Annotated in this window: 9 protein-coding genes; 5 read left to right on the forward strand and 4 right to left on the reverse strand. The window is 62.3% G+C overall.

Annotated elements, in window-relative coordinates; translation table 11 throughout:
* Positions 1–229 precede the first annotated feature (229 nt).
* Together ACXAJT_RS24205 and ACXAJT_RS24210 are read left to right on the forward strand one after the other, a co-directional pair.
* Complete coding sequence (locus ACXAJT_RS24205; protein WP_475240288.1) at positions 230–1138, forward strand: glycosyltransferase family 2 protein; 909 nt, start codon at positions 230–232, stop codon at positions 1136–1138.
* A 433-nt stretch (positions 1139–1571) separates the two neighbouring features.
* Positions 1572–3041 carry a lipopolysaccharide biosynthesis protein gene (locus ACXAJT_RS24210; RefSeq protein ID WP_475240290.1) on the forward strand — a complete coding sequence of 490 codons (1470 nt, stop codon included), beginning with the start codon at positions 1572–1574 and terminating at the stop codon, positions 3039–3041.
* Positions 3042–3463: 422 nt separating this feature from the next.
* Here ACXAJT_RS24210 and ACXAJT_RS24215 read toward each other — a convergent pair whose 3' ends face one another.
* The 3 genes from ACXAJT_RS24215 to ACXAJT_RS24225 are packed head-to-tail and all read right to left on the reverse strand — an operon-like array spanning position 3464 to position 6349.
* Positions 3464–4036: a TadE/TadG family type IV pilus assembly protein gene (locus ACXAJT_RS24215; protein ID WP_475240292.1), complete on the reverse strand. Its 573-nt coding sequence runs from the start codon at positions 4034–4036 to the stop codon at positions 3464–3466.
* 4 nt (positions 4037–4040) lie between these two features.
* Complete coding sequence (locus tag ACXAJT_RS24220; RefSeq protein ID WP_475240294.1) at positions 4041–4577, reverse strand: TadE/TadG family type IV pilus assembly protein; 537 nt, start codon at positions 4575–4577, stop codon at positions 4041–4043.
* Positions 4574–6349: a TadE/TadG family type IV pilus assembly protein gene (locus tag ACXAJT_RS24225; protein WP_475240296.1), complete on the reverse strand. Its 1776-nt coding sequence runs from the start codon at positions 6347–6349 to the stop codon at positions 4574–4576. Before ACXAJT_RS24225 ends, ACXAJT_RS24220 begins: the two co-directional genes overlap by 4 nt.
* A gap of 789 nt (positions 6350–7138) precedes the next feature.
* Between ACXAJT_RS24225 and ACXAJT_RS24230 the strand changes: the two genes are divergently transcribed.
* On the forward strand, positions 7139–8017 hold the full coding sequence (locus tag ACXAJT_RS24230) for a transferrin-binding protein-like solute binding protein (protein ID WP_475240298.1): 879 nt from the start codon (positions 7139–7141) through the stop codon (positions 8015–8017).
* Positions 8018–8019: 2 nt separating this feature from the next.
* Positions 8020–9345, forward strand: a complete 1326-nt coding sequence (locus tag ACXAJT_RS24235; protein WP_475240312.1) for a tetratricopeptide repeat protein — start codon at positions 8020–8022, stop codon at positions 9343–9345.
* 46 nt (positions 9346–9391) lie between these two features.
* Here ACXAJT_RS24235 and ACXAJT_RS24240 read toward each other — a convergent pair whose 3' ends face one another.
* Positions 9392–11059 carry an alpha/beta hydrolase fold domain-containing protein gene (locus ACXAJT_RS24240; RefSeq protein WP_475240302.1) on the reverse strand — a complete coding sequence of 556 codons (1668 nt, stop codon included), beginning with the start codon at positions 11057–11059 and terminating at the stop codon, positions 9392–9394.
* A 480-nt stretch (positions 11060–11539) separates the two neighbouring features.
* Here ACXAJT_RS24240 and ACXAJT_RS24245 point away from each other — a divergent pair, with 480 nt between their 5' ends.
* A complete protein-coding gene (locus ACXAJT_RS24245) occupies positions 11540–12040 on the forward strand; it encodes an MrcB family domain-containing protein (protein ID WP_475240304.1) in 501 nt (166 codons plus the stop codon).
* The last annotated feature ends 78 nt before the right edge of the window (positions 12041–12118 follow it).

Below are 12118 nucleotides of genomic sequence, written 5' to 3' on the forward strand. Positions count from 1 at the left end.
CCTAAGTCTCTCTGGCACGGGTCTTATTCAAAGACCGAAACGCTGCCGACGCGGCAGTTTTGCCTGCGGCAACGGTCATAGGGCGTTTCAACAGGCTTGCTTTCTGCTATCATTGCGGTCGCCGTGTTCCGGATTTTTCGCACGGCCCGCGCCTTTGGGTGGCCTTAGCTTGGGGTCTCTTGGGGGGCGGAGACGACCTTTTTCATTTATTCCATTTTAAGGAAATCCGATGACGCACCCTTTGGTTTCGGTAGTCATGCCTTGCTATAACTCCGAACAGCACCTTGCCGAGGCGATCACCAGTGTCACGTCCCAGTCTTACCAGAACATCGAGTTCATAATCCTGAATGACGGTTCCAAGGACAGCACCCCAGAGATCATTCAGTCCTTCGCGGCAAAAGACCCCCGCATTCGCTTTCATGACCTGAAAGAGAACGGCGGGTTGATCAACGCTTCGAACACCCTGCTTCAACTGGCGACCGGCGAATATATCGCGCGGATGGACAGCGACGACATCAGCCTTCCCGACCGCATCGCACGGCAAGTCGAATACATGCAGGCCAACCCTCACAAGGTCGCCTGCGGAACCGCGGTCGAGCAATTCGGCAACGGCGAAGGCCTCAGGGTGGCCAGAAAGTCGGACGACAACGAGGTGCTCTTGTTCATGTCCGTGCGCAACTGTCCGCTCTGGAACCCGTCCTCGATGATCCGCCGGTCGGTCGTCGCCGACAACAACCTGCGCTACGACAAGGATTATCCTGTCGCCGAAGATTCCAAATTCTGGTTCGATGTGTCGATGTTCGGAGAACTGGGTAACCTGCCAGACCCTTTGGTCAGATACCGCCGATCCGACTCGCAGGCATCGCGCTCTCAGATCACCCAGATGAAAGAAAGCGCCGGAAGATTGAGAATGGATATCTTTAAATATACCCTTGAAAAGTACCAGATCGACTTGCGAGCCGCTGGTGACACGCTGGAGAAGATCCCGAACAGCAAAGATGCGCTGTATTCATTCCTAAAGTTTATAGCCCTGACCTATCCGAGCGCCTCGCGCGTGACGAAGATCAAATTGATCATGGCCTCCACGCTGGATCCAAAGCGCAAGATGAAACTCACGGCGCAAGCTTTGAAGGCGTGATCTGTATCGAAGTGGGAAACGCCTTAGGCGCGGGCGATCGTGCCACCAAGAGCGCGTCTCGGCACGCCGCGCCGCGCGCGGCGATGGTGGGCTGAACGAGGCAGCTTTCGCCTATGAGCGGGGCCCTTTCCTGCGTCTGGTCGCTGTCGAATGCGCTAAATATGGTCGGTTCTCGAATGCGCCGGTCCGATGTTAAAGCCTTGTGAATAGGTGAAAAACGCCGATGCACCCAACCTCGGAACAGGTCACCGCCGCCACCAAGATGAACGCCAAAGCAGAGCTGCATGAAACCTGTGCGCTGCGCCTCCTGACACTCTTCCGCGGTTGCGCTGCCACCGAGAACTCCTATGATTCTTATGATTCCTACGCGTACTTTTGAATTTTAATCTTACTATCTTATTGCCCTTGCCTTTCTTACCTTGGGATTTTTTAAATGGCATTTTCACCCGGCAAGGCCACAAAAAAGAACTTGTTTTGGGCCTACCTGTCCTTTGCGCTGACGAAAGGTCTTAACTTCGTCGCCGTAATTATAGTTACACGGTATGTCGCTCCGGCAGAGTTTGGCCTTATGGCAATCTGCCTTGCGATCATGGGGTATTTTGACATCATTTCGCGGTTCGGCCTTGGCGCCGCGCTGATTTCCACGCAAGAAAAGCAGGAGGAAACCGCCAACGCGGTGTTCGTCTGCGCGCTGCTCACCTCAAGCCTCATGGCATTTTTGATGTGGCAGGGGGCCGGCGCGCTGGCGGGTGTCTTCGATGCGCCGGACCTCGCGCCCCTGCTCACGGCGATCGCCATAACCTTGATCATCCGCGCCTCGAGCATGGTGCATTTCTCTTTGCTGCTGCGCGAGCTGGGGTTTCGAAAGAAGATGATCCCGGACGTCACCCAGGGTGTGTCCAAGGGCTTGATCTCTATCGGGCTCGCGATTGCCGGATATGGCGTCTGGGCTTTGATCCTCGGCTACGTCGCGGGCACCATCGTGGCGTCGATCACCTTGTTCATCATTCGCCCCTGGCGCCCGACATCCTGGCCAGACTTTGCATCAATGAAACACGTGATGCGCTACGGGTCGTATCTGATCGGCGCCGAAACCATCAGCGCGACCTCTCGGGTCTTGGACAATCTGCTGGTTGGCAAGTTCCTCGGGCCGGCGGCGCTGGGGATTTACGCGATCTCGTTCCGCATCCCGGAATTGGCGATCAAGACGTTCACCTCGGTGGCCGGAACCGTGCTGCATCCTGTGATGTCGCGGATTCAGGTCGATACCGAAGAACTCTCCCGCTTCTTTTACCAAGCCCTGAGCTATTGCGCGCTGCTGGTGTTTGGCGTCGGCACGGCCATCGCCGTGCTCGCGGGGCCGATGGTGCATGTGCTCTACACCGAAGACTGGTACGGGATGGTCGAGCCGATGCGGTTCATCGCGCTGAGCTTCGCGGTGAGCGTGATCAACATGTTGCCCGGCGTACTGCTGAAGACGGTCGGCCGCACCGATCTGATGTTCCGCGTCTCATTGATCAACCTTCCGTTCATCGCGCTGTTTCTTGGCGTGGCCCTTCCCTTCGGGATCACCGCCGTGGCGGCCGCGCAGTTCCTGCTGGCCTTCGTGCCCTTCTGGCCGATGTATCTTGCGATGAAGCGGGTGATCGATGTGTCGCTGCCCAAGGTCTTCGACGCGCTGCGTCCGGCCTTGATCTGCTCGGGTGCCGCCTCGCTGGCCGCCGCTCTGGTACTGCAGGTCCACACCGGATCAGAGCTGCTGCGGTTGCTGGCCGGCATGGCCGCCTTCTCGGCGGTGTACCTGATCGCCCTGCGGGTGCAGGCTCCAGAGGCCTTCACCGCGGGCACGCGCTTTCTGCGCCACCGGCTGAAGTTCAGTTTTGGAAAGAAGGTCGAGACGTAGGTCAGCGCCGATCGGCAGTCTGTCTGGATCGTTGCAGCACGCGGTCTCCGGGCGGGAAGCCTCCGTGGCCTGCTGCCCCTCAGCCGCCGGGCCAGCAGGCCACGGAGGCGGGGTTTGCCACTTTCGCGACGCTGCCGCTTCTCCTGTGCTTTGGAGCCGCGGCGACGGCGGGCGCGAGGGGGGCCGCACGCGCCGATGAAAGCGCCGAAGGCGCGGGCCGCTGGCTGCGCCCTCATCGAGATGTCCCCGCCTTGGCGGCCAGCGCCGCCTTGGCGATCAGGGGCGAACGCGGCGTGAACCGAACCGCGTCAAAAAGCCTGCCCTGCCCCGCTGGCATCGCGCAGCAGCAAAGCGGCCCAAGCGCACCCCATGACAGGCGCGCGCTTGGGCCGAATGTCCAGCGCCCCCTCAGAGGGCCACGCTTACATGGTGACGGCGGCGGGATCCTCCCACAGAAGCTGGGGCGCAAAGCGCGGGCGCGCGAAGACGAAATTGTAGAACGTGTCCCCGACAACCAAGCGACTGAGATCGAAGGGCGCCCCATAGTCCGTGTGGGTTTCGACGAGGATCAGGCGCTCGTTGTTCACCAGCGTCGGGATCTTCGGCTTCAACTCCAGCAGGTCCGAAAGCTCCATCGGCAGGAAGATGCCCTTGGTGTGCGACCAGTCGATCACCAGATCTTCGGTCACCGGATCCTGCCGCACCACGGTGACCCGCAAGGAATAGAGACTTTCGGATTTGGTCAGAAAGGCCAGAGAGGCGACCATCCCATCGAGGTATTCCGAGGTGATCGCATCGGTCTCCCGCGCCAGCGCGTCAGAGATCGCATAGGCCGCCTTGCTGTTGAGATCCTTGAAGCGGAACGCATCGTGCAGCGCGAAGGTCGCCGTGAGAACACCGAAGATCAGCGGGGCAAAGATCAGCATCTCCAGCGACATGCTGCCGTCCGTCGTGCCTGCAAAGCGGCGCAGGCGGGCCTTGAGAAATGTCAGCATGGGATCACCGGGGCTCCTGCACGAACATGGCGCGCGCCACCAATTGCGCGTATCCGTTCTGGTCCATGGAAAGATTGCGCGCGAGCTTGGTGGTCGGGAACAGCGGCTTGTACTTGAAGCAGGCGCGCATCATCATCAGTTCGTTGTCGAGACCCGGCTCGAACTGCCGCGACGGTCTCGGCTCTTCTTCGGCGTTGATGCAGTCGGCCCCCTCGGGCAGCCCGACGAAGCTGGTCGGCTCGACCACCTTCATCTCCAGCATCATGTTGGCCTCGCAGTTGCGCGACACCGACATGCCTGAACAGATGTTCGACTTGATCTGCTGATAATTGAGCTCGATGCCGGTGTTCAGCCGGATGTCGCGCACCGACACCGCCACGGACCGTTCCAGCAGCGCGCGTTTGAGATTGATCACGCCAAGTTCGACAGACGCCCCCAGCACGACCAGAAGAAAAGGCGTATAGAGCACCATTTCGACCGTGCCGGAGCCGTCATCATCGCGCCAGAACCGCCGCAGGCCGTTCAAGAAACGCGCGCTCATTGAATCAGCCTCAGGTTGTTGATCTGGCGGGCGATCATGTCGAACGCGCCGTAGAGATCGTCGCCGGTGACATGGAAGGCGTGGCTGACCGAGGAGGCGCAGGCGCGCATATCGGCGGCGGCGGCCTCGGTTGTCTCGAAGGCGATGGTGAACACCGTCACCCCGTTTTCCTTGGCCAGCGCGCATTGCTGCATCAGGTGCGAGACATTCGCGTCCTGCGCCGACAGCATGTAGGACGCGTCGCTGCCCTGATCCTGCAGCACCACCTCGCCGTTGATCGTCGCGTCGGGATCGGTGGGGCGGAACTGTTCGGTGGTCTCGCCGTCGGTCATCAGCACGATGTACTTCTCGGTTTCGGCATCGCTCCAGTCGATCGGGCGGTCCTGAAAGCGGCTGTCGACCAGCCCTTCGGAGATCAGGTAGTTGACGCTGTCGCGGTTCGCCGGATCGAGAAATGCGAGCGCGTATTTCATCGCGTAGTGCAGCCCGGTGCCGTCGTGCATCCGCATGTTGGCGATGAAGTCGGTCAGCGCGTCGACGTCGTGCTGGAAGTATTGCACCGCCGTATCCTCGTCAGGGCACCAGCCCCAGTCCATCACCTCGCCGTCGATCGGCCAGTAGTGGAAGTGCGGGATGAAGTCGCTCGACAGCGGCAGCGCGGTGGTGGCAAATTCGTCAGCATAGATCTCCAGACAGGAAGACGGCATGTTGACGTATTGCGTCTCTTCCGCCACCGGCGTTTCCGGGTAGAGCGCTGCCCAGACGTCAAAGTCGATCTGACTGTAAAGGTAGGTCTCTCCGGGGATCCGGCCGGTGTTCTTGGTCGGGCCGAGGTCGGACTGCGAGCCGTTCTCATCGCCCGCCACCTGATAATAAATGCCGCTTTCGCGTCCGCCTTTGATCGAGGCGCCCAGAAACTGGCTGATGTCGTAAAGATCGGTATCCTCTGCCATCACAAAGGCCACGGCCCCGCGATAGAAGTCGTCAGCATCGCGCGGGGCGTTTTCGGGAAAACCCTCGATCTTATGCGCCACATCGTAGATCTGATCGCCGTCGGTGTCGAAATACATCACGAAGTTCGAGATCGCCTGCGGCAGCGGATCGAAGTAGTCCTCCGTTCCCGTGGTCTCCTCCTCGGGGTCCTCGGTCTCGGGGATGACGGGGCGACGGCCCAGCACGTGGTCAAACAGCTTATCGCCCGGGTTCACGCCCCCGGCGAAGGGCACGACGTTGAGCGTGGTCACCCCGTAGCTGTCCTCGGCCACGACCTTTTCCACAAACTCCTGCGCCGCGGCCTTGGTCCGCTCGATCCGGTTGTTGAACCGCATCGAGCCCGACACATCCAACGCCAGCGAGATCTCGACATTCGACACCCGCTCGTCGGCCACCGAGACGAAATCGGCGTTGAGCGTGTCGATGCCGGACATCCGCATAAAGAAGGTGGGCAGCCCCGCAGAGCCGGTCACCGAGACGGTGCGCGAGTTTGCCGCCTGCGTGACTGTAACCTCGTGCAGCGTGTCCGAAAGCCCGGCCACGGCCAGGTAATCTTCGACAACTTCCTGCGGCGAGCGCTCCTGATCGAGATCAGCCGCCGCGAGCGCCGCGCTGTCCATCACGTTCTGAACGTGCGCGCGGTTTTCCTCGTAATGCATGACATCAATTGCAGCCCCCATCATCAAAAGGGTGGTCAGCACAATAACGACCGAAAGCACGGTACCGGTACCGCTTTCGGAAAGACTGAATTTCTTTAGAAATCTATGTAGCGTCATCATTCTGGTCACCTCGATAACCTGTGGCGCATAGGTTAATTCCAATTGAGGCGATTTTGTGAACTCCCAACATGTATTTGCAGAGCATCTTTAGGGACGCGGAAAATCCATGTTTTCAAGGCGCAATCCACTGCTTCGCGAGCACATTAGCGAGATTTCGTAAACAAAGCGCTCGGTGAATTGCAATTATGACGCTAGGTCATCAATTAGAATCAGTTGGTTAACGACTCATTAACTTCTGCCGGTCAGCGCAATTAGAACCGCCTGTCAGTCCTGCCCGAAGCGCCGGCGCATTTCCAATTTCCACCACCCAATTTCGGCACTCTCGAGCGCGGCGATGATAGCGTTAGCAGTGGGCGCGCCGTCATCTCGAATTGTCGCAAAATACCTGCCGCGAAAATCGTTGTTCGCGCGGCGCTCCAACGCCGCCGGCTCCGCCGCACCCGCGGTCCGAAGATAAAGACTTCCGTGCCCGTGTGGGCAAAGGTCTCGCTCTGAGCCTCGAGCACCGTGAAAGCTGCGGCCACGCTGCGCCCGAGGTTTGTTGGCAAAACTGAAACAATAGAAAACAAAGAGCTTCCCGGCCCAGCAAGTATATTTACAGACTCATAAGGATTGTGGTTTGCTGCCTGCATGACCCCCGCAGGGGCGCAAGATTTTGAACATCGCGGGCGCATCCGCTCACGGCCAATTCTGGGCCAATTTCCGGCCCGCCGCAACGGACACCGTATTTCTTCTGACAGCGGCCCTGCACCTTAAATTAATGATTTCAAATGATTTCTGTGAGGTAATATGAAGTATGTTGTTGTGGGTGTTGCCGCCGTGTCGCTCTTGTCGGCCTGTGGCGGAGGTGGAAGCGGTTCTGGAAGTTCCACCGATATTTCCGATCTCGTATCTTTTGTGGAAGACGGCTCTGCCGATGGCACCTATGCCGCCAGCGGCATGGGCGTTTCGACGCGCTACGTCACCAATGCCGACGGCACGGTGACCTCGGTCGACACGCCGGTCTCGGACAGCGACATCGACGCCGCGCTGACCTTCGAGGACGGCGAGCTTGAAGCGGTCAGCATCGAGACCCCGGACGGCCCGTTGAACTTTTCGCGCAATGCTGGCGACACGTTCATCGTGCAGCAGGGCGCGATCACCGTGGTCAGCGCAGATGGCGACCGGATGATCGTCGCCGCCGATCCGTTCCAGCAGGACTATGAATACCAGAGCTATGGCACATGGCAGACCGGGCTCACCGGCACCACGCGGCTGGCCGGCGCCGGTTCGATCGGCGCACGCACCAGCGCCAGCCAGATGCCCAGCTCCGGCAGCGCCAGCTATTACGGCGACAGCACCGGGCAGGTGTTCACCGATGGCGATGTGGCGGTGACCACCTCCTATATCGCCGTCGACACCGACTTCGACACCGTCGAGGTCTATAGCTCCGACACGATCACCGCCGACCCGGTCAGCGGCGCGATCACCGGCGACCGGCCCGATCTGGACTTCTACGCCGAGGGCAGCGTCGCGGGCACCGGCTTTGGCGCGACCATCGACACCGGCACGTTGACCGGCACGGTCGACGGCCAGTTCTACGGCCCGGATGCGGCCGAGGTGGGCGGCACCTTCTCGGGCAGCACCGCCGACAGCACCTATATCGGCGCGTTCGGCGCCATCCAGTGACCATGGCCCACAACGGCCCTCACGATGCGGCGGGCCGGGCATTGGCCCGCCGCATCGAAACGCCCCGCCCGCAGCGCGCCGCCGTGCTGGCGCTTTGTGCGCTCGTTGGCATGGGGCTCCCCCCCGGCGCAGCATGGGCGCAAGACATTGACGCCCCTGCTTCCCCCTCCCCTGCCCCCGCCCCTGCACAGATCGAGGCCAGCTTCCAGCAGGCCATGGCCAGCCGCGACCCCGAAGCCGCGGTACGGCTGCTGCGGCGCATTCTGGCGCAGGACCCCGGTCTGGTGCGGGTGCGTCTGGAACTGGCGCGCGCGCTGTTCGAGGCCGGGCAATACACGCAGTCGCGCGAACAGTTCCGCATCGTGCTCTCCAGCCCCGACCTGCCGCCGCAGGTGCGTCAGAACGTGCTGCGCTTCCTGCGCGCCATCGACGAGAAACGCGGCTGGCGCAGCGAATACAGCATCGGGCTGCGCGCCCCGCGCGGCGCCGGGCGCAGCTACGAGACCGACGAACTGACTTTCGACTTCGGTCAAGGCCCCCTGCCCTTCGAGATGAACCGCCCCGACCCGCCGCAGACCGGGCTGGCGCTGAGCGGCGCGCTGCGCCGGCAATGGCCGCTCGAGGCGCGCATGGGCGGCGCCACGCTCACCGGCTACCTGCAGGGCGTCGGCGAAATTTATGAGACCGACGGCGATATCTTCGACGAGGCCAGCGCCGAGCTTGCCGCCGGCCTGCAGTTCACATGGCCGCGCAGCACCGCCTATCTCGAACTGCTGGCGGGCACCGATTACGACGCCTGGGAGATGACCGAAGAGCGCATCGGCCTCGGGGCCGGGATCAGCTGGCGCAGTGCCTCGGGTCTGACCACCGCGCTCGAGGCGGAACTGATGGATGTCACCCTTGGCGGATTCGAGGGCGAGGACGTCACCCGCGCCAGCGCCAGCGCCACGGTGATCAAACCGCTGCGCGGGCGGGCGCAGATCGCCGCCAGCCTGTCGCTGCAGCACCAGCAGGCGTGGCGCGACGACCTGTCATACGATTACGCCGAACTGCGCCTTGGCGGGCGCACAGAGATCGGCGGCGGCTTCCTGCTGGAGCCCTCGGTCTACGCGCTGGCCTTCGAGCAGGTCGAGGCCGGGCCGGGGTTTTCCGACACCCGCTCCGAACGCGAATATGGGCTGGAGCTGCGCATCGACAAGACGGACACCTTCCTCTTTGGCCGCCTCACCCCCTATGTCGAGATCGAAGCGGCGCGGCGGAGCAGTTCGATCGACGCTTTCGGCTATCGCGAACTGCGCATCGGCGCCGGGCTGACCAGCGCCTTCTAAGCGCCGGCCCCCTGCCCTGCCCCACCATCAGTGCCCCGCTTGCGGCTCAGACGCTTTCCGCCTGCGACCGCAGCCAGCCGCCCATGCCGCGCAGCCGCTCTTCGGCGGCGGTGCCAAAGCCGATGGCATGCAGATAGTCGCGCACCAGCCCGGTGCCCGGATCGACGGCCACCGGCACCCCGGCCTGCTCCAGCGCCTCGGCATAGGCCGCGCCGCTGTCGCGCAGCGGGTCATGTTCGGCCAGCGCCACATAGGTCGGCGGCAGCCCGGCGTGCGACGGCGCCAGAAGCGGTGCCAGTTGCGGATCGCGCGTGCGCTGGCTGAGGTCGGGGCAATATTGCTCCTGCGCCGCCAGCAACTGGTCGAGCGTCCACAGCGGCCCCTCGCGGTTGACCTGCGCCGAGGGCCGCGAGGTGTCGAAATCGCAGATCGGATAGATCAGCAACTGCGCCGCCAGCGGCGCCCCCGCGTCGCGGCACCGCAGCGCGCTCACCGCCGCGAGATTGCCGCCCGCGCCGTCGCCGCCGATCGCCAGCTTGTCCGGGTCGAGCCCCAGCATCTCGTGCTGCGCCCGCGCCCAGTCGATCACCGCGCCGATCTGCTGCAGCGCCGCGGGATAGGGCGCCTCGGGGGCCAGCGCGTAATCCGCCGAGATCACCAGATAGCCCGACAGCGCCGCCAGCCGCGCGGTGATGTTCCAATGCGTCTCGGGGCTGCCCTGCCGCCACGCGCCGCCATGCAGGTAGATCAGCGCCGGCAGCGGCTCGGGGCCCTCGGGGCGGAACAGCCGCACGCGCACCGGGTCGCTGCCGCTGTCGATCCAATGCTCTTCGTCGGTCTCGATGCCCTCGGGGCTGGGCAGCCGCAATGACCGCGCCACCGACTCGAAATGCAGCCGCCGCGTGGCGGCATCGCCCTCGGCCGGCAGGCTGGCCCATGTGGCATCCCATGTTTCGCGAAAGCGGTAGATGTCGGGATGGATCACCCGCGTCTCGGCGATCGGCTTCGACGAGGCTTCCTCCACCGACAGCCCCGGCTTCATCACGAACCGCAGCATCATGTCGCCGACGTGGCGGCGCAGCTGCTGCTGGCCCTTGGGGGTGAACAGATCATCGCCGAACAGGCTGGAGAAGGTCGCGCGGTTCGACACGTTGAACACCGCCAGCGCCGAAATGTGCCAGTGCAGTTCCAGCGCGGTCAGCCCGCGACGGAACAGCCCCGCCGCGCAGCCGCGCTGGTAGATCTCGTCCAGCAGGCGGATCGCCGAGATATTCTGCCCCGCCATGTCGCCATCGCTTTGCATGTGGCGCGCGTCGTGGATGTTCTCGACCATCACCAGCCGGACGAAATCGCGGTCCTCCGCGTGGTGATCGAAGGTGAACTCCGCCAGCCGCCGCAGCGCCTCCACCGGGTGCAGGCTGGCCAGTTCCAGCTCGTCCTCGGCGTGGCGTACCCGCGCATAAGCGTCCTGCAGAACCGCGCGGTAGAGCCCTTCCTTGTCGCCAAAGTAGTAATAGATCATCCGCTTCGAGGTCTCGGTGCGGGCCGCGATCTCGTCGATCTTCGCGCCGGTCAGCCCGTTGGCCACGAAAGCCTCGCGCGCCACTTTGAGGATATTGGCGCGCACCGCCTCGGGGTTCTGCTTCCAGTTGCGGCGTGCCGGGCTTTCGCCACTCGGCGTGGGCTCGCGTTTCGTCACGCTGGCGTCCTCCATCAAATGTACTCCAATCGAAAATCTCTGGCGGGCGCGCCGAACCTGTGCGTCCTGCCGGGCCGAAAAGCGCCCGGTGTCTTGCACCCCGCCGATGTCTGGCCCTGCTGCGTCCGTGCAGGCCTTTTGAACAAGCAATTGCGGTGGCTTCTGAATGTGCCCGGCGGAAAAACCGCGAGATGGTAAAATGAAAATATTGAACGAATCTGTACAAATTGTGGTCTACACCAGCGCGAAGGTCCAGAGGACCGGCACCGGCGGCTTGCGAGCCGTTGAAACACGGCCCCCTCGAAGCGCGCGCGCCGCGCGATCACCCGAAGCGCCCTGCCTTAAACTATAGCTGAAAATCCGGCAGGCAACGAGACGCTGTTGGAATTGCGACAGCCGCGTACAAAGCAGCCCCCCAATAACTTGTGCCCCGCCGAAAGCTGCCTAAGCTCGCAGATGTGGTTAATGACATGTGTGGTTATTGAAAGGTGTTACATGCTCGCGTCTCAGCTTTCTCGCTTGGCAACGGAATACACTTTTGAGCGCGCGAAGCCGTTCAGTGGATCATCCTTCGGCGACTTCGTTCGCCACGACATCGCGATCGAGGCCAAAAAGCTTCTTACGTTCTGGCCCTTTGATCTGAAGGTTACAGCCAGCGTCGGCCGAGGTCTTTGGGCGTCCGTACCGTGGCTTGGCTTTTTTGACCCGCTAATCACCGAAAGCGCCACAAAAGGGTTCTACGTGGTCTATTTGATCAACCCCGACGCGCAGAAATTCACCCTCTCAATGAACCAAGGCACGACGTCGATCTACAATGACTTTGGCCAAGCCCGCGGGCGCGAGGTGCTCAAGCGAAGAGCGCGAGACATGGCTGATCGCGTCCCGGAGTTCGCAAAGCAATTCTCTGAAGCTCCGATTGACCTGGGCTCTGACGCTGATCTGCCGGCCGGTTATGAAGCAGGGCATGCGTTCGGAAAAACGTATCAGATGCCGTAATGGGGCTCGCCAAGGAACACCGCCGTAGTGACTTGCTGAACGGTTGGCGTTGAAGTGTCGTTGCCCCTGGCACGCAAG

The sequence above is a fragment of the Salipiger sp. ABF4_146 genome (assembly GCF_056161345.1).